Source organism: Streptomyces sp. CWNU-52B, from assembly GCF_047444975.1.
In the GTDB taxonomy this organism is placed as follows: domain Bacteria; phylum Actinomycetota; class Actinomycetes; order Streptomycetales; family Streptomycetaceae; genus Streptomyces.
Map to the genome: position 1 here is coordinate 85280 of NZ_JBLFJV010000020.1, position 17642 is coordinate 102921.

The 17642-nt window shown below is 71.5% G+C and carries 17 protein-coding genes; 14 read left to right on the forward strand and 3 right to left on the reverse strand.

Annotation, left to right across the window (positions count from 1 at the left end; genetic code table 11):
• The first annotated feature begins 76 nt into the window (after nt 1–76).
• The 8 genes from ACLVWQ_RS20820 to ACLVWQ_RS20855 all read left to right on the forward strand — a co-directional run bounded on the left by ACLVWQ_RS20820 (nt 77) and on the right by ACLVWQ_RS20855 (nt 7461).
• Complete coding sequence (locus ACLVWQ_RS20820; protein ID WP_414110512.1) at nt 77–1207, forward strand: DegT/DnrJ/EryC1/StrS family aminotransferase; 1131 nt, start codon at nt 77–79, stop codon at nt 1205–1207.
• Nucleotides 1208–1212: 5 nt separating this feature from the next.
• On the forward strand, nt 1213–1815 hold the full coding sequence (locus tag ACLVWQ_RS20825; RefSeq protein WP_414110513.1) for a dTDP-4-dehydrorhamnose 3,5-epimerase family protein: 603 nt from the start codon (nt 1213–1215) through the stop codon (nt 1813–1815).
• Entirely contained in the window at nt 1806–2828 is a 1023-nt protein-coding gene (locus ACLVWQ_RS20830) for an NAD-dependent epimerase/dehydratase family protein (protein ID WP_414110515.1), read from the forward strand. The genes ACLVWQ_RS20825 and ACLVWQ_RS20830 overlap by 10 nt, the downstream gene beginning before the upstream one ends.
• The gene (locus tag ACLVWQ_RS20835; protein WP_414110516.1) at nt 2825–4216 is read left to right on the forward strand and encodes an NDP-hexose 2,3-dehydratase family protein; all 1392 of its coding nucleotides are present in this window, start codon (nt 2825–2827) and stop codon (nt 4214–4216) included. The genes ACLVWQ_RS20830 and ACLVWQ_RS20835 overlap by 4 nt, the downstream gene beginning before the upstream one ends.
• A 107-nt stretch (nt 4217–4323) precedes the next feature.
• Entirely contained in the window at nt 4324–5094 is a 771-nt protein-coding gene (locus ACLVWQ_RS20840; RefSeq protein ID WP_414110517.1) for a hypothetical protein, read from the forward strand.
• A gap of 61 nt (nt 5095–5155) precedes the next feature.
• A complete protein-coding gene (locus ACLVWQ_RS20845; protein WP_414110519.1) occupies nt 5156–6133 on the forward strand; it encodes a GlxA family transcriptional regulator in 978 nt (325 codons plus the stop codon).
• A gap of 84 nt (nt 6134–6217) precedes the next feature.
• Entirely contained in the window at nt 6218–7132 is a 915-nt protein-coding gene (locus ACLVWQ_RS20850; RefSeq protein WP_414110520.1) for a HipA family kinase, read from the forward strand.
• On the forward strand, nt 7129–7461 hold the full coding sequence (locus ACLVWQ_RS20855) for a SelT/SelW/SelH family protein (protein ID WP_414110521.1): 333 nt from the start codon (nt 7129–7131) through the stop codon (nt 7459–7461). The genes ACLVWQ_RS20850 and ACLVWQ_RS20855 overlap by 4 nt, the downstream gene beginning before the upstream one ends.
• 25 nt (nt 7462–7486) lie before the next feature.
• On the opposite strand, the gene aceB is transcribed toward ACLVWQ_RS20855, so the two are convergent.
• Nucleotides 7487–9121 carry a malate synthase A gene (gene aceB, locus ACLVWQ_RS20860; protein WP_414110522.1) on the reverse strand — a complete coding sequence of 545 codons (1635 nt, stop codon included), beginning with the start codon at nt 9119–9121 and terminating at the stop codon, nt 7487–7489.
• Between the two features lie 203 nt (nt 9122–9324).
• Nucleotides 9325–9927 (reverse strand): nucleotidyltransferase family protein, encoded by a 603-nt coding sequence (locus ACLVWQ_RS20865; RefSeq protein ID WP_414110523.1) that lies wholly within the window; start codon nt 9925–9927, stop codon nt 9325–9327.
• Nucleotides 9928–10152: 225 nt separating this feature from the next.
• On the opposite strand from ACLVWQ_RS20865, the gene ACLVWQ_RS20870 reads away from it, so the two are divergent.
• The gene (locus ACLVWQ_RS20870) at nt 10153–10440 is read left to right on the forward strand and encodes a DUF5955 family protein (protein WP_414110525.1); all 288 of its coding nucleotides are present in this window, start codon (nt 10153–10155) and stop codon (nt 10438–10440) included.
• A gap of 30 nt (nt 10441–10470) precedes the next feature.
• On the opposite strand, the gene ACLVWQ_RS20875 is transcribed toward ACLVWQ_RS20870, so the two are convergent.
• On the reverse strand, nt 10471–11280 hold the full coding sequence (locus ACLVWQ_RS20875) for an IclR family transcriptional regulator (RefSeq protein ID WP_414110526.1): 810 nt from the start codon (nt 11278–11280) through the stop codon (nt 10471–10473).
• A 262-nt stretch (nt 11281–11542) separates the two neighbouring features.
• Between ACLVWQ_RS20875 and allB the strand changes: the two genes are divergently transcribed.
• The 5 genes from allB (at nt 11543) to ACLVWQ_RS20900 (ending at nt 17635) form a co-directional block, all read left to right on the forward strand.
• Nucleotides 11543–12877 (forward strand): allantoinase AllB, encoded by a 1335-nt coding sequence (allB, locus tag ACLVWQ_RS20880; RefSeq protein WP_414110528.1) that lies wholly within the window; start codon nt 11543–11545, stop codon nt 12875–12877.
• Nucleotides 12878–12932: 55 nt separating this feature from the next.
• Nucleotides 12933–14072 carry an allantoicase gene (gene alc, locus ACLVWQ_RS20885; RefSeq protein ID WP_414110567.1) on the forward strand — a complete coding sequence of 380 codons (1140 nt, stop codon included), beginning with the start codon at nt 12933–12935 and terminating at the stop codon, nt 14070–14072.
• Between the two features lie 546 nt (nt 14073–14618).
• Complete coding sequence (locus tag ACLVWQ_RS20890) at nt 14619–15242, forward strand: N-acetyltransferase family protein (RefSeq protein WP_414110529.1); 624 nt, start codon at nt 14619–14621, stop codon at nt 15240–15242.
• 45 nt (nt 15243–15287) lie between these two features.
• Entirely contained in the window at nt 15288–16295 is a 1008-nt protein-coding gene (locus ACLVWQ_RS20895) for a hypothetical protein (RefSeq protein WP_414110531.1), read from the forward strand.
• Nucleotides 16292–17635 (forward strand): MFS transporter, encoded by a 1344-nt coding sequence (locus ACLVWQ_RS20900; protein ID WP_414110532.1) that lies wholly within the window; start codon nt 16292–16294, stop codon nt 17633–17635. Before ACLVWQ_RS20895 ends, ACLVWQ_RS20900 begins: the two co-directional genes overlap by 4 nt.
• Nucleotides 17636–17642 lie beyond the last annotated feature (7 nt).

Here is a 17642-nt window from a genome sequence, read left to right on the forward strand (position 1 = left end):
CACCTGACCGGTCCCCATGTGACCGGTCCTCCCCCTGACCGACCGACGCTGCGTCTCCGAGTCTCTGAGGAGAACCATGACCACGTACGTCTGGGACTATCTGCCCGAGTACGAGAAGGAGAAGGACGACATCCTCGACGCCGTCGGGAAGGTCTTCGCCTCGGGCCGCCTGGTGCTCGGCGAGAGCGTCCAGGGCTTCGAGGAGGAGTTCGCCGCCCACCACGGCGGAGGCTGGTGCACGGGGGTCGACAACGGCACCAACGCCCTGAAGCTGGCTCTCGAGGCGATGGGGGTCGGCCCCGGCGACGAGGTGATCACCGTCTCCAACACGGCGGCGCCCACGGTCGTCGCCATCGTCTCGACGGGCGCGACACCCGTGTTCGTGGACGTCGGCGAGGAGGACTTCCTCATCGACCCCGACAAGGTCGAGGCCGCCGTCACCGAGCGCACCAAGGTGCTGCTGCCGGTCCACCTGTACGGGCAGTGCGCCGACATGGAGCCGCTGCGCGCGATCGCCGACCGGCACGGGCTGAAGATCCTGGAGGACTGCGCGCAGGCGCACGGCGCCCGCCGGCACGGCAGGCTCGCCGGGACCATGGGCGACGCCGCGGCGTACTCCTTCTACCCGACCAAGGTGCTGGGCGCCTACGGCGACGGCGGCGCGGTGCTCACCCGCGACCGGGAGACCGACGGCGCGCTGCGCCAACTGCGCTACTACGGAATGGGGGAGCAGTACCACGTCGTACGGACCCCCGGCCACAACGCCCGGCTCGACGAGGTGCAGGCGGAGATCCTGCGCCGCAAACTCGGCCGCCTCGACGCGTACGTCGCCGGGCGCAACGCCGTCGCCCGCCGCTACGAGGAGCAACTGGGCGACCTCACCGGCCGGGGCCGGCTCCAACTGCCCGTCACCGGCCCCGGCAACACCCACGTCTACTACGTGTACGTCGTCCGCCACCCCCGGCGCGACGAGATCATCGAAGCCCTCAAGGCGTACGACATCCGGCTGAACATCAGCTATCCGTGGCCGGTGCACACCATGTCCGGTTTCCAGTACCTCGGATACCCCGAGGGCAGCCTGCCGGTGACCGAGCGACTGGCCGGCGAGATCTTCTCCCTCCCGATGTATCCGTCCCTCCCCGTAGAGCTGCAGGACAAGGTCGTCAGCGCCCTGCGCGAGGTGCTCGTCACCCTGGAAGGCGAGTGAGTGCCATGCGGGTGCACCAGCTGGACATCGAGGGCGCGTTCGCGTTCGTACCCCCCGTTCACCGGGACGACCGGGGTCTGTTCACCTCGCCGTACCAGGACGAGCCGTTCACCGGTGCCCGGGGCAGGCCGCTGTTCCCGGTACGGGACATCAGTCACAACCTCTCCGCGCGCGGCGTGCTGCGCGGCATCCACTACACGAGCACACCGCCCGGCCGGGCCAAATACGTCTACTGCCCCCACGGGCGGGTACGGGACTACCTCGTCGACCTGCGCGTCGGCTCACCGACGTTCGCACGGTGGCAATCCACGGAACTCGACGGCGACAGCTGCCAGGCGCTGTACATCCCGGTCGGAGTGGGCCACGCCTTCATGTCCCTGCGGGACGACTCGGTCATCGTCTACGTGATGTCGCGGGGGTACGTCCCCGAGAACGAACTCGCCGTCTCCCCCCTGGACCCGGAACTGGGGCTGCCCGTCCCCGAGGGGTACGGCCTCGCGCAGTCCGAACGGGACGCCGTCGCGCCCACGCTCGCCGAGGCACGGAAGAAGGGGCTGCTGCCCGAGTACGAGACCTGCCGGAAGGTGGAGGCCGCGCTGTGGAAGTGACCCGGACACCGAGGATCGCGCTGCTCGGCGCCACCGGATTCATCGGTTCGGCCGTGCTGCGCGAACTGGCCGCCCGGCCCGTACGCATCAGGGCGGTCGCCCGGCGCCCCGCGGCCGTCCCGCCCGGAGCCGCGGCCGACATCGAGGTACGGCAGGCCGACCTCACCGAGCCGGGCCTACTGGCCGCCGCCGTGGCGGACGCCGATGTGATCGTCCTCGCCACGCTCTACAGCGCGGCCACCTCCACCTGGCGCATCGAGGACGGTGACACGGCAGCCGAGCGCGTCAACGTCGGCCTGGCCCGCGACCTGGTCGACGCCCTCGCCGCACGGCCGGCCGGGCCGCCGCCGGGCGTCGTGTTCACCGGAGCCGCCTCGCAGGCGGGCCCGACCGGCAAGGACGTCCTCGACGGCACCGAACCGGACCGTCCGAAGGGTGAGTACGACCGTCAGAAGCTGGCCGCCGAACGGCTCCTGCTCGACGCGAGCGCCCGCGGCGTACTGCGCGGGGTGTCGCTGCGGCTGCCCACCGTCTTCGGACACGCCCACGGATCCACGGCCCGCGACCGGGGCATCGTCTCGGCGATGGCCCGCCGCGCCCTGGCCGGCGACCCCATCACGATGTGGCACGACGGAACGGTCCGCCGCGACCTGCTGTACGTGGACGACCTGGCCCGTGCCGTCGCCGCCGGCGTCGACCGCACCGAGGCCCTGGCCGACCGCCACTGGCTGCTCGGCACCGGCGAGGGCAGGCCCCTGGGGCAGGTCTTCGAACAGGTCGCCGCCCTGGTCGCGGAGCGCACGGGGGAGCCGCCCGTGCCGGTGCTCTCGGTGGAGCCCCCCGCGCACGCGGAGGCCGGGGACTTCAGCAGCGTCACCATCGATGCCTCCGCGTTCCGCTCCGCCACCGGCTGGGCGCCCCGCACCCCGTTCACCGAGGCGCTGCGCCGTACGGTGGACCACCTCGCGGACACGGCCGGCCGCGACCGGGGCGGCGTGGGAGGCCGACGGTGAGCACGGCCGCGCTGCTGCGCCCCCGGGTCGCCGAGGGCCTGCCCGCGCGGCTGGCCAGGTCCGCCGCCGCGACCGGGCAGGGCCACCAGCTGCGCACCGAGGACGTCACCGGCTGGCTCGCCGACCGGGCCCGTGCCCACCGCTTCACCGTACGGAGGGTGCCGCTGGACCGGCTCGACGGCTGGTCCGTCGCACCCGGCACCGGTGACATCGTGCACCGCAGCGGCCGGTTCTTCTCCGTGCGGGGCCTGGCCGTCACGGTCGGCGAGGGCCCGCACCGCGCCTGGCAGCAGCCCATCATCCACCAGCCGGAGATCGGCATCCTCGGCCTGCTCGCCAAGGAGTTCGACGGTGTCCTGCACTTCCTGCTGCAGGCGAAGATGGAACCCGGCAACCCCAACCTGCTCCAGCTGTCGCCCACCGTCCAGGCCACCCGCAGCAACTACCAGCGGGTCCACGAAGGCGCCGCGGTGCGGTACCTGGAGCACTTCACGGACCCGGCCCGCGGACGAGTGCTGGCCGACTCGCTCCAGTCGGAACACGGCTCCTGGTTCTACCGCAAGGCGAACCGGAACATGCTGGTCGAGGCCACCGACCGGGAGGTGACCCGGGCCGCCGGTTTCTGCTGGCTGACCCTGGGCCAGATCGGTGAACTGCTGCGCCTGGACACCGTGGTCAACATGGACACCCGTACGGTCCTGTCCTGTTTCCCGATGCCGGCGCCGGAGCCGGGGGCCCTGCACTCCGACACCGAGCTGCTCTCCTGGCTCACCGCCGAGCGGGCCCGCCACGACGTCGACACCCGGCTGATGGCCCTGGACCAGGTCGACGGCTGGACCCGCGACGCGGACGGCATCGGGCGCCCGGACGGCCGCTTCTTCCGGGTCGCCGGCGTCACCGTCGAGGCGGGGAACCGCGAGGTCACCGGCTGGTCGCAGCCGCTGATCGAGCCGAGCGGCACCGGAGTGGCGGCGTTCGTGTTCCGCCGCCTCGACGGCGTGCCGCACCTCCTCGTCCACGCGAAGGTGGAGGCAGGACACCTCGGCACGGCCGAACTGGCACCGACCGTGCAGTGCGTCCCCGACAACTGGGCCCCCGAACGCGCCGAGGACCGGCCGCCGTTCCTCGACCTGGTCCTGGCGGCCGCCGAGGGGCACGGCGCGCACTACGGGGCCGTGCACTCCGAGGAGGGCGGCCGGTTCCTGGACGCGCGGATCCGCTACCTGTTCGTGGCGGCCGACGACGACTCGGCCCCCCTCGACGCGCCCCCCGGCTACCACTGGGCGACGGCCGGGCAGCTCAACTCCCTGACCGCGCACGGACATTACGTCAACGTCCAGGCACGCACCCTGCTCGCCTGCCTCAACTCCGGCGCCGTACGGCTCTGACGGCCCCTCGGCCGACGGAGGCGGGAACGGTCCGGTATCGACCTGGTAGGCCCGGCCCTCATGCTCGTCAGTGCTGTCGTCATATTCGATCGCAGAGGGTGTCGCAGATGCAGAGTGCCTCCGTTCCTTCCTACGACCCGGGCCCGCCGGCGACCCGCCGGCGGATCACCGAGAACCTGATGGCCCTCGGGGAGCTGTACAACGAACTGACCCACTCGCTCACGCCGTCCCGGCCCTCCGGCGGGACGGCCGAGCGGGTGGGGGTACGCAGGCGTGGCACGTCCGGCATCGCGCTCAGCACCCCCGCCCTGGACATCCGGGACGAGATACGCGCGATCCTGGCGAGCTGGGCCGGGGTGGTCCGCGCGGAACAGCGGGTCCAGGCCCCGACCCGGAACACCGTCGCACTGCTGGCCTTCCTCACCCACCACGCCGGCTGGCTGGCCGGCCACGAGTCGGCGGGAGACCTCGTCGCCGAGACCGACGCCCTCGTGAAGGCGGCGTGGACCGTGCTGTCCGGCCGCACGGACCGGAACAGGGTGATGGGCCCGTGCGTCCGCACCGGCTGCCGGGGGACGCTGGTCGCGGACATCGGTGCCGCCACACCGTCCGGCCGCGCCGCCGTCACCTGCTCCGCCGACCGCGGCCACACCTGGTCGCCCGCCTCGTGGCACGCCCTGCACAGGGTTCCCGCAGGCTCCGGCCGAGGCGAGGCGGGACTGACCGCGCAGGACATCTCCGCCGGGTGGCGCATCACGTCCGGCACCGTCTACTGGCTGGCCCACACCCATCAGTGGCGGCGCCTCAAGAGTGGCCGCCGGGTCTACTACCACCGCGGCGACGTGCTCGCCACGATGGGTGAGCGCGGCGCCGCGTAGCACCCGGGCGGGGCACGTGCTCCGCCCGGCCCGCCGCGGACGACACGACAGCGAGGTGGCGATGGAGAGTCGGTGTGAACCGGGCCCGGGGCACACGGTGGTCGTGCCGCTCTTCGAGGGCGTGCAGAGCATCGGCGTCTCAGGTCCCGCGGACGTCCTCTCGGCCGCGAACGCGTCCGACGCGGCGGCCGTCGCGGGGTTCCGGTACGAGGTTCTGACAGTGTCCCCGGACGGGGCCCCGGTGCGCACGTCCAGCGGGCTCACCGTGCTGGCGCACCGCGCCGTCGGCGACGTGGCCGAGGTCGATACGGTGATCGTGCCGGGCGCCGAGGGAGTTCCCGCGCTCGACCGGCGGACCACTGACGCGCTCGGCACACTGGTGAGGCGCGCCCGGCGGGTCGCGTCGGTGGGCACGGGGGCGTTCGCCCTGGCCGGGACCGGGATCCTCGACCACCGCAGAGCCGCCACCCACTGGGAGTTCTCCGCGGAACTGGCCCGTCGCCATCCGGGCCTGCACGTCGACTCCCGCGACACGGTGGTGCGGGACGGCCACATCACCACGGCCGGGGGCGGAGCGTCCGGCATCGACCTGGCGCTCTCGCTGGTGGCGGAGGACCTGGGCCGCGAGGTCTCCCAGCTCGTCGCCCGCTCCCTCGTCACCTATGTGAGCAGACCGGGTGGCCAGGCGCAGTTCGGTGCCCTACGAGCCCGTGACGCGCGGACCCCCGCGCTGCGCGAGGTGCAGAACCTGATCTCCTCGCGTCCCGGTGGAGACCTGACGCTCCGGGCGCTGGCCGGCCACGCGGGCCTCTCGGAGCGGCAGTTCACCCGCCTGTTCCGCGCCCAGGTCGGCATGTCGGCGCGGGAGTACGTGGAGCGTGCCCGGGTGGCCGCCGCGGCCCGCATGCTGACGGAGACCGCCCGCGGTCCCGAAGCGATCGCACGTGACGCCGGTTTCGGCACGGAGGCCACCATGCGCAAGGCGTTCCTGCGCGTTCTGCGGATCCTGCCCGCCGAGTACCGGAACCGGTTCTCCTGACACGGCTCGGCACCGTTCGCCCGAGCGGCGGCCCCCGGGAAAACACGCGCGCGGACCGGGGAATCGCTCGGATAGCCTGGGAAAATGCTCAGAGAAGTGATCGGCACTCGCTACGTCACGCCCCTGCGTGAGGGCGGCTCGCTGCCGGGGGTCGTCGAGGCGGACGACCTGGGGACGTACGTCGTCAAGTTCACGGGCTCCGCGCAGGGCCGCAAGGCGCTGGTCGCCGAGGTGATCGTGGGCGAGCTGGCGCGCGCTCTGGGACTGCGCTTCCCCGAGCTGGTGCTGGTGCACTTCGACCCGGAGGTCGCCGGGGACGAACCCCACCAGGAGATCCAGGACCTGCTCCGGGCCAGCGCCGGGATCAACCTCGGCATGGACTATCTGTCGGGCGCCCGGGACTTCACACCCGAGGTCGCCCAGGCGTTCGACGTCGACCCCCTGGAGGCGGGCCGGATCATCTGGCTGGACGCCCTCACGGCCAACGTGGACCGTACGACGCACAGTTCGAACCTGATGATCTGGCCCACGCTCGGTGTCGCGCCCCCGAGGCTGTGGCTGATCGACCACGGCGCCGCGCTGGTCTTCCACCACCGCTGGGACGCCTCGTCACCGGACAAGGTCTACGACTTCCGGCGGCACGCGCTCGGTGGCCACACCCCGGACACCCGCGCGGCGGACACCGACCTCGCGCCCAGGGTGACGGAGGAACTGCTGCGCGCGATCACGGCCGAGGTGCCCGACGCCTGGCTCGCCGACGAGCCGGGCTTCGCGACCCCCGACGAGGTCCGCGAGGCCTACGTCGGTTACCTGCTGGCCCGGGTCCGGGCCTCCGCGGTCTGGCTTCCGACGGACTTCCCCACCCGTGCGCAGCTCGCCGACGAGGACGCCCTCCGGGCCGCGAAGACCCGGCAGGGCCGGCCGAACTGGCTCAAGCAGGTCCCCGACCTGCACGGCAGACCACAGGTGGAACAGGATGGGGCGGTACACCTCGGATGACCACGGACGACACACCCTCGGCGACCACGGACGACACGCCCTCCGCGACCACGGCCGGGCAGCCGCACCGCGTGCAGATCGAGTACTGCACCCAGTGCCGCTGGCTGCCCCGCGCCGCCTGGCTCGCCCAGGAACTCCTCACCACCTTCGAGCAGGAGCTGACCGAGCTCGCGCTCAAGCCCGGCAGCGGGGGCGTCTTCGTCGTACGCGTCGACGACGAGGTGGTCTGGGACCGCCGTGAGCAGGGTTTCCCCGAGCCGACGGCCGTGAAGCGCCTGGTACGCGACCGAGTGGCCCCGGAGAGATCCCTGGGCCACTCGGAGCGGTAGGACGAGGCGCGCGGTGACGGACCGGTCAGCCGGTCAGCTGCTCGTACGCAGGCAGCGTCAGGAAGTCCGCGTAGTCCTCGTCGAGCGCGACCGTCAGCAGCAGGTCGTGGGCCTGCTGCCAGCGCCCGGCCGCGAAGGCCTCCTCGCCGATCTCGGCGCGGATGTCGGCCAGCTCCCGGTCCGCGATCTCACGGGCCAGTTCGGGGGTGGCCTTCACGGTGTTCCCGGCGTGCTCGAACTCGACGCCCGCGTTGATCCACTGCCAGATCTGTGAGCGGGAGATCTCCGCGGTGGCCGCGTCCTCCATCAGGTTGAAGATCGCGACGGCGCCGAGCCCCCGCAGCCACGCCTCGATGTAGCGGATGCCGACCTGCACGGCGTTGACCAGCCCGTCGTACGTGGGACTGGCGTCGAGTGAGTCGACGGCGATGAGGTCGGCGGCCTTCACGTCGACCTCCTCACGCAGCCTGACCTTCTGGTTCGGGCTGTCGCCGAGGACCGCGTCGAACGAGGCCATCGCGATGGGGACCAGGTCCGGGTGCGCGACCCAGGAGCCGTCGAAGCCGTCGCCCGCCTCACGGTCCTTGTCGGCCTTGACCTTCTCGAACGCGATCTTGTTGACCTCCTCGTCGCGCCGCGAGGGGATGAACGCCGCCATGCCGCCGATCGCGTGCGCCCCGCGCTTGTGGCAGGTACGGACGAGGAGTTCGGTGTAGGCGCGCATGAACGGGGCCGTCATCGTCACCGCGTTGCGGTCCGGGAGGACGAACTTCCGGCCGCCGTCACGGAAGTTCTTGACGATGGAGAAGAGGTAGTCCCAGCGGCCCGCGTTCAACCCCGAGGCGTGGTCGCGCAGTTCGTAGAGGATCTCCTCCATCTCGTACGCCGCCGTGATCGTCTCGATCAGGACGGTCGCGCGGACGGTGCCCTGCGGGATGCCGACATAGTCCTGCGCGAAGACGAACACCTCGTTCCAGAGGCGGGCCTCCAGGTACGACTCCGTCTTGGGGAGGTAGAAGTACGGGCCCTTGCCGAGGTCGAGGAGGCGCTGGGCGTTGTGGAAGAAGTACAGCCCGAAGTCGACGAGGGCGCCGGGGACCGGGGTGCCGTCGGCGTCGACGAGGTGGCGCTCGTTCAGGTGCCAGCCGCGTGGGCGGGTCACGACCGTCGCCAGTTCCTCCGGGGCCTTGAGGGCGTACGACTTGCCGGTGCGCTCGTCCGTGAAGTCGATGCGGCGGGTGTAGGCGTCGATCAGGTTGACCTGGCCGAGAACCACGTTCTCCCAGGTCGGCGCGGAGGCGTCCTCGAAGTCCGCGAGCCACACCCTGGCACCCGAGTTGAGCGCGTTGATGGTCATCTTGCGGTCGGTGGGCCCGGTGATCTCCACCCGGCGGTCGTTCAGCGCCGCGGGCGACGGGGCCACCTGCCAGGAGTCGTCCGCGCGGACGGCGGCGGTCTCCGGGAGGAAGTCGAGCGTGGAGGTACGGGCGATCTCGGCTCGGCGCTCGGCGCGGCGGGCGAGCAGCTCGTCACGGCGGGGCGAGAACCGCCGGTGCAACTCGGCGACGAAGGCGAGGGCCTCGTCGGTGAGCACCTCCTCCTGCCGGGGCAGGGGCTCGGCGCCGACGACGGCCAGCGGGGACGGCGCTGGTGCGGACATGAGCGGTCACTTCCTTCAGCGAACGTGGCACCGGGTGCCGGTCGACCGGATACGGCGGTGGATGCCCGTGGAGAGGTCGGGCGCTTCTGAACAGTGGATACTAGTTTCCTCATAGTGGAAGTTCAATAATTTGTTGACGTCGAGACTCTCAGGATCGAGCGAAGGTGGCGCTCAGTGCCACCGGGCTGCTGCCACCTGACATGTCACTCGAGGTGGGCGAGGTCCGCCGGCGTGTCGATGTCGTACGGCCGCGCCACGTCCGCGCACTCGACGAGTGTGATCGCGTCCGTGTGCGCCTTGAGGTAGGAGCGCGCTCCCTGGTCGCCGGTCGCGCTCGCGGCGACGCCCGCCCAGTGGTCCGCGCCCAGCAGGACCGGATGGCCGCGCCTGCCCTCGTACGAGGCGCAGGCCAGCGTCGCGGGGGAGCGGTAGGCGGTGCGCAGCCGGGCCGCCGCCTCGGGGCCGATGCCGGGCTGGTCGACCAGCGACACCAGCGCCGCCCGTGCCCCCGAGCCCCGCAGCGACTCCAGTCCGGCACGCAGCGAGGAGCCCATGCCCTCCGCCCAGTCCGGGTTGTCCACCAGTACGCATCCGGGGGGCAGCTCGGCCCGGTCCCGTACGGCGTCGGCCCGCGCCCCCAGGACCACGTGGACGCGGGTGCACCCCGCCGCGAGCAGTACCCCTGCCGCGTACTCCACCAGCGGGCGCCCCCGGTGTTCGAGAAGGGCCTTGGGGTGTCCGCCGAGGCGCCGCCCGCCGCCCGCGGCGAGCAGCAGTCCGGCTACGTGGCCGTGGTTGTCCGTCATTCCTCCTGCATACCTGACCGGCACGGGAGAACGGGATGTCCGGGGTCTGAATTTCGGTCCGCGGAGTGGCGCCCACCGCACCGCGTGGCGTTTACTGGCCCGCGTCCCCGGCGTCCGACCAGCGCCACGGGACGGCCGGGGCGGGAGAAGGCGATGTCGTGCGCGCCAGGGCGCGCGAGGGGGAGAGCTGTGTTGCGGGGCTTGGGACACTTGGGGCAGAGGTCAGTGACCGGCGGCGACGAGGATCCGAGAGTGGCGGAGCTGCGGGCCGCCGTGTCCAGGCTGCGCCGTGAACTCGCCGCGCATCCGGTCGAGTTCCCGGACCGCGGTATCGCGGAGGACGAACTCGCGGCGCTCGCCGCGATGGCGGGCGGCGGTGCCCCCGAGATACCGCGTCTGCGTCGCTCGCTGCTGCTGGTCGCCGGTTCCATCGGCTCGGTCAGCGCGCTGGCCGCCGGTCTCGCCGCCGTACGCGGCGCGATCGAGCTCTTCGGAGAGTCGCCGCGCCGCTGAGTCGTCGGGGCGAACGTCGGGCGAGGCCGCTCAGGCGGCCGGGCCCGAACTCGCCAGCGCCTGCGACAGCTCCACCGCGACCTGCTGGAGCACCGGCACGATCCGTTGCGTGACCGTCTCCGTGACGCGTCCGGCCGGCCCGGAGATCGAGATCGCCGCGGCGGTGGGGGAGTCGGGCACGGAGACGGCGAGACAACGGACCCCGATCTCCTGCTCGTTGTCGTCCACCGCGTAACCGGCGCGGCGCACCTCTTCGAGGGCGCTGAGGAACCCGTCGGGTGTCGTGATGGTCTTGTCCGTCGCGGCCGGCATGCCCGTGCGGGACAGCAGCGCGCGCACCTCGTCGTCGGGGACGTGGGCGAGCAGGGCCTTGCCGACGCCGGTGGAGTGCGGCAGCACCCGGCGGCCCACCTCGGTGAACATCCGCATGGAGTGCTTGGACGGCACCTGTGCCACGTACACGATCTCGTCGCCGTCGAGCAGCGCCATGTTCGCCGTCTCGCCGGTCTCCTCGACCAGGCGGGCCAGATAGGGGCGGGCCCAGGTGCCGAGCAGCCGGGACGCCGACTCGCCGAGCCGGATCAGCCGCGGGCCGAGCGCGTACCGCCGGTTGGTCTGCTGACGGACGTAACCGCAGGCCACGAGTGTGCGCATCAGGCGGTGGATGGTGGGCAGCGGCAGCCCGCTGCTCGCGGACAGCTCACTCAGCCCGACCTCGCCGCCCGCGTCCGCCATCCTCTCCAGCAGGTCGAAGGCGCGCTCGAGGGACTGGACGCCACCGCCGACGGCCGGCTTGGCGGCGGCATCGGCAGGGGCGTCGCTGGCGCTGGACGTCGGCACGGGTGCGGGTCCTTTCAGGCGGGCAGGCAGGTGGGAAGCCTACCCGGCAGTTGATTGACCGCATGGCCTCCCGTGGTTAAATTCTGCCGTGCGGAAGTGTATTTCCGGTGAGTGGAAACGTCCAGTGATCGCCGGTCGGGTTGCGGCGGGAGGAAGTGACTCTTGACGGCGTGCGGCGCGGAGTGAAGACTCCTTCAACAGAACGTTGAATTCCGTTACGTGGACGTAAACGGCGAAAGGGGTCCCGGTGTCCGGTGGCGGCTTGGTCGAACTGGTTCTGCGCTCGACGCGCGTCATCACCCCCGAAGGGACACGCGCGGCCTCGGTCGCCGTGGCCGCGGGAAGGATCACGGCCGTACTCGCGCACGACGCCGAGGTGCCCGCCGGGGCCCGCCTGGAGGACCTCGGCGACGACGTCCTGCTGCCCGGTCTCGTCGACACCCACGTGCACGTCAACGATCCGGGCCGCACGGAGTGGGAGGGCTTCTGGACCGCCACGCGCGCCGCGGCGGCCGGCGGCATCACGACGCTGGTCGACATGCCCCTCAACTCCCTCCCGCCGACCACGACGGCCGGCCACCTCCGCACCAAGAAGGACGTCGCCCGCGCCAAGGCACACATCGACGTCGGGTTCTGGGGCGGCGCCCTGCCCGGCAACGTCAAGGACCTGCGCCCCCTGCACGACGCGGGAGTCTTCGGCTTCAAGGCGTTCCTGTCGCCCTCCGGGGTCGACGAGTTCCCCGAACTGGACCAGGACCAACTCGCCCGTTCCCTCGCGGAGATCGCCGGATTCGACGGACTGCTGATCGTGCACGCCGAGGACCCGCACCACCTCGCGGCGGCCCCGCAGAGGAGCGGCCGGAAGTACGCCGACTTCCTGGCCTCGCGGCCACGTGACGCCGAGAACACCGCCATCGCGAACCTCCTCGCCCAGGCGAAGCTCCTCGACGCCCGCGTCCATGTCCTGCATCTGTCGTCCAGCGACGCGCTCCCGCTCATCGCGGCCGCCAAGCGCGAGGGGGTACGGGTCACGGCGGAGACCTGTCCGCACTACCTGACCCTCACCGCCGAGGAGGTCCCGGACGGGGCGAGCGAGTTCAAGTGCTGCCCGCCCATCCGTGAGGCCGCCAACCAGGACCTGCTGTGGCAGGCGCTGGCCGACGGCACGATCGACTGCGTGGTCACCGACCACTCGCCGTCGACGGCCGACCTGAAGACCGACGACTTCGCGACCGCGTGGGGCGGCATCTCCGGGCTCCAGCTCAGCCTGTCGGCCGTATGGACCGAGGCCCGCAGGCGCGGACACGGCCTGGAGGACGTGGTCCGCTGGATGTCGGCGAGCACGGCCCGGCTGGTCGGCCTCGACGACCGCAAGGGTGCGATCGAGGCCGGCCGCGACGCCGACTTCGCGGTTCTCGCACCCGAGGAGACCTTCACCGTCGACCCGGCGGCGCTCCAGCACCGCAACCGGATCACCGCGTACGCGGGCCGCACCCTGCACGGCGTCGTCAGGTCCACCTGGCTGCGCGGTGAACGCGTCGCGGCCGAGGGCGAGTTCACCGAACCGAGCGGGCGACTCCTCTCCCGCCAGGCGTAGTGCGTATCCGCGCGGGCACGAACGTCCGCGCGGCGGCCGACCCCGAAAGGAAGACCTGATCACCGTGACGGAGCAGCAGCGACCCGCCTCGACCCGCTTCACCGGCGACGCGAAGCCCTACGGGGGCGGCGACCCGTACGCGGACCACCGCACCGCCGACTTCCCCTTCACCCGGTACGCCGACCTCGCGGGCCGGCAACTCGGCGCCGGGGTCATCGCCGCCAACGACGAGTTCTTCGCCCAGCGTGAGAACCTGCTGCTGCCCGGACGGGCCGAGTTCGACCCCGAGCACTTCGGGCACAAGGGCAAGATCATGGACGGCTGGGAGACACGGCGCAGGCGCGGTGCCTCCGCCGGGCATCCGTGGCCCACCGCCGACGACCACGACTGGGCCCTCGTACGCCTCGGCGCCCCCGGTGTCGTACGCGGCATCGTCGTCGACACCGCCCACTTCCGCGGCAACTACCCGCAGGCGGTGTCCGTCGAGGGGACCTCGGTCCCCGGCTTCCCGTCCCCGGAGGAACTCCTCGCCGACGACGTCAAGTGGACAACTCTCGTCCCCCGTACGGAGGTCGGCGGCCACGCGGCCAACGGGTTCGCCGTCGACGTCGAGCAGCGCATCACCCATGTCCGAGTCAAGCAGCACCCCGACGGCGGCATCGCGCGTCTTCGGGTGCACGGCGAGGTCGTACCGGACCCGCGGTGGCTGTCGGCCCTCGGCACCTTCGACGTGGTGGCCCTGGAGAACGGCGGCCAGGTCGAGGACGCGTCCGACCGCTTCTACTCACCGGCCTCCAACACCGTCCAGCCCGGCCGTTCCCGCAAGATGGACGACGGCTGGGAGACACGGCGGCGCCGTGACCAGGGCAACGACTGGATCCGCTACCGGCTGCTTGCGCGGTCCGAGATCCGTGCGATCGAGATCGACACGGCGTACCTGAAGGGCAACTCGGCGGGCTGGGCGTCCGTTTGTGTGCGGGACGGCTCGTCCGGCGAGTGGGCGGAGGTCCTGCCGCGGACCCGTCTCCAGCCCGACACGAACCACCGGTTCGTCCTCGGGGAGCCTGCCGTGGGCACCCACGCGCGCGTGGACATCTTCCCGGACGGCGGGATCTCGCGGCTGCGGCTGTTCGGCGCGCTGACGGAGGACGGCGCGGCACACATGAGGGCCCGGCACCGGGAACTCGGGGACTGAGAACGGACGCGGGGCGGAGAGCCCTTCTCCGCCCCCCCTGCCGCCCCAGCCGGCCTCACCCCTTACTCCTCACCCCTTACTCCTCACCCCTTAACTCCTTACCCCTCGCCCTCGCCGAGCCTCCGGCTCCGCCTGGGCGGGGGCGCGTCAAGTTCCTTGCGGTCCACGGGAGTTCACGTTCCTGAGGTGTGTCCTTCACCTCTGTCTGCCCGCCATTGAGTCAGCGGAGCCAACAGGTGAGACGAACGGGACTGTTGGGCCCGGCGGGGAACCGTTCCGTCGCATCGGCCATCAGATCTTGTGACGCGAAAAACGGAACGGGACATCAGCCGGCGGCGGGGAGTTGACGAGTTGCACGACGACACGTCGACCCGGCAGCGGCACGAGCGGCGGACCGGATGCCGCAGACACGCGCAGCGAAGATCCCCGACCGCCGAACGTCCGAACAGCTGACCGCTGGGACCCTCGCGCGTCCGGCCTCCCCTGTCCGTCGCGGCCACGGTCCTATCCGTACCTGACACAGAACAGACCCAGGTGAACTGACTCATGCCTTCGTCCGACACCCTCGAAACCCCCGGCATCCCCGGCACTGCGGACACCATCGACGACATACGCTCCCGCTTCTTTCCCGTGCGCCTCCCGGGCGTGAGCGACGGAGTCGGCCGGTGTGTCGACGAGGCGACGTTCCGGGAGGCGGTCGGCGAGATCTACGCCTCCGTCTTCCCCGAGCGGGACGCCTACCCGTACCGCCCCAAGTCGGAAGAGCTGACCGCGCAGTACCGGACACTCCATCAGGAGCGGATCCTCATCGAGGACGGTGACGGAAAGCTGATGGGGTGGCTCAAGGGCCGGATGGCCGACCCCGACACCTTCTACCTGGGCACGAGCGGAATGCTGCCCGAGTACCGCGCGCAGCGCGTCGCCGCCCTCTGCTACGTCAAGCTGCTGGAGTACCTGGAGGCGCTCGGATACGAGCGGGTGACGTCCGAGCACCACCCGAGCAACCGCACGGCGATGATCTTCCAGCTGAAGCACGGATTCAGCATCGAGGGCATGAGCCTGGACGAGCGCTGGGGACCGATGGTCAAGATGGTGCGCTTCTTCGACAAGGACCGCCAGGCCGAGTTCGACCGGCGGTTCGGCTTCGAGCAGTACCCGAAGTCCGTCTGACGGTCCGGCCGCCTGGCCCCCCACCCAGCGACCCGATGAGGAAGCGTGCACATCACCTACCTGCTCGCCACCGGCAGCAACGCGATCTACGACGGAAAGTACAGCCGGGGCGGCCGCTACCAGACCTACGGTCAGCAGAGCTTCGTCCTCGACCTGATCAGGACCATGAGCAGAGCGGGCCATGCCGTGCGGCTCGTCGTCGACTCCCTCTCCAGCTTCGCCCTGACCTCGACGTTCCGCGGCCTGGACTCCGTCACGGTGACGGAGGAGGTCGACCCGTCGGGCAAGACCGACCTGATCCTGGTCGACGAGGTGCCCGACGAGATGCTGACGCGGTTCGACGAGCACGTACCGGCGTTCAGGATCGTGCACCACGCGGGCCGCCGCTCGTCCGACTACCTCGTCTCGCGCTGCGAACGCTTCCTGTGCATGACGGAGAACGCGCTGTCGCTGCAACGCGGATACCTGCCCCCGGACCGCGCCGTCCTCGTCCACCAGGGCGTGGACATGGAACGCTTCCCCGCCGTCCTCGCCGGGAGCGGCGCGCGGCGACCGCGGGTGCTGCTCTACTGCCGGCTGGACTCCGGGCGCGAGGCGTTCCTCGGCCGGATCGTCGAGAACATCGACCGCGAGGAAGTCCTCGTGCACGTGGTGGGCGACGGCCCCGGGTTCTGGGACATGAGCGACCGGTTCGGCAGCGAGATCGTCCTGATCAACCATGTGCCGTGCCAGTCGATACCCCAGCTGCTCGGGGAGATGGACGTGGTCATCTCCCTCGGGAGGGGTGCGATGGAGGCCATGGCGACGGGTATCCCGACCCTCTGCGCGGGCCACCACTACGCCGGCCCCATCACGGCGGACAACATGACCTCCCTCATGCGGTACAACCTCACCGGCGCCGTCAGCGACCGCGATCCGTCCCTCGTGATGCCGGACATCCGTGAGGCGCTGGGCAGTGACCGGAGCCATGTGCGAGCGCTGGCGGAGGAACGGCTGTCGGCCGACGCCTTCCTGGAGAGCGTGTCCGACCTGTACGCCCAGGTCACCGGATGACGAACGAGTCAACCGACGAGCCGACGGACGAGCCGACCGACCAGCCGGCGCCGGGGCTTCTCTCGTTCCGCAACGCACGGCTCTACTACACCGGGCTGATCGTCTCCCAGACCGGCACCAACACACAGCTCGTGGCACTGGGCTGGTACACGTACCAACTCAGCCACGACGCCCTCGTGCTCGGTGTCGTCACCGCGGCACCGATCTTCACGATGCTGTTGTTCAGCCAGGTGGGAGGGCTGGCCGCCGACCGCTTCCGGCCGCGCCGGGTGCTGCTGTGCAGCCACTCCCTGCTCGCCCTGTCGGCCCTGCTGCTGGGACTGCTGGCGTACAGCGGCTCGCTGGAGGTGTGGCACCTCGTGGTCAGCGCGCTCTGCGTCGGCAGCATCAACGCGATCGGTCTGCCGACGGAGCAGGTCTTCGTCTCGGAGATGGCGGGCGACGCCCTGCTCCGGCGGGCGGTCACCCTGAACAACGTCATCCTCAACCTGTCGTTGGTCGTCGGCTCCGCCGTGGCGCTCCCGCTCCTGGGAGCGCTGGGCCTGGGCGGGGTGGTCCTGCTGAACGGGCTCTCCTACCTGACGATGTTCACCGCACTCGTCCTGGTCCGCCCGGCGCAGCTGCACACCCGTCCCCGGCGGGTGGCCGGGCGCCCCCGGGTGCTCGGCGCCTGGGGGTACGTACGGCACAGCCCCGGCCTCACGCTCCTGCTGCTCGTCATCGGCACCGTCGGCCTCTTCGGTACGAGTCTCCCCTCGCTGCTGCTCCTGCTGACGGCCGATGAGTTCCCGGAGCGGGCCGGGGCGTACGGCGTCCTGCTCGGCGTCATCTCCGTCGGCTCCCTCGTCGGGGGCTGGCTGACCTGGCGCGCCGACGTCGTGCTGGGCACGGTGCTGGTGGGCAGCGTGCTGCTCGGGATGCTCGAACTCGCCACCGCGGCCATGCCGTCGCTGCTCACGCTCGGCACGGTGCTGCTCCCGGTCGGAGCGGTCTCCCTCGTCCTGCGGGCGGGTCTGCTCAGCCTGGCGCAGCTCCAGACGATGCCGGAGTTCCGCGGCCGGGTGGTGGCGATCTTCCAGCTCGTGTACCGCGCGGGCTGGTTCCTCGGCACCCTGGGCGCGAGCTGGGTGGCGCAGACGTGGGGCCCTCGTACGGCCATCGCGCTGGGCGGGGCGGCGGTGACGGCGGTCGTCCTCGTGGTCGTCCTGGTGATGACGGCGTCCCGCGCGATGTCGGTGTCGCTGATCACCCGGCGCGTTCCCCGCGTCAGCATCGCGCTCGCACCGGAGCCCGAGGGCCGCCACCGGCGTCCCCCGCGCCATCTGGCCGCGGACATCTGAGGGGGCG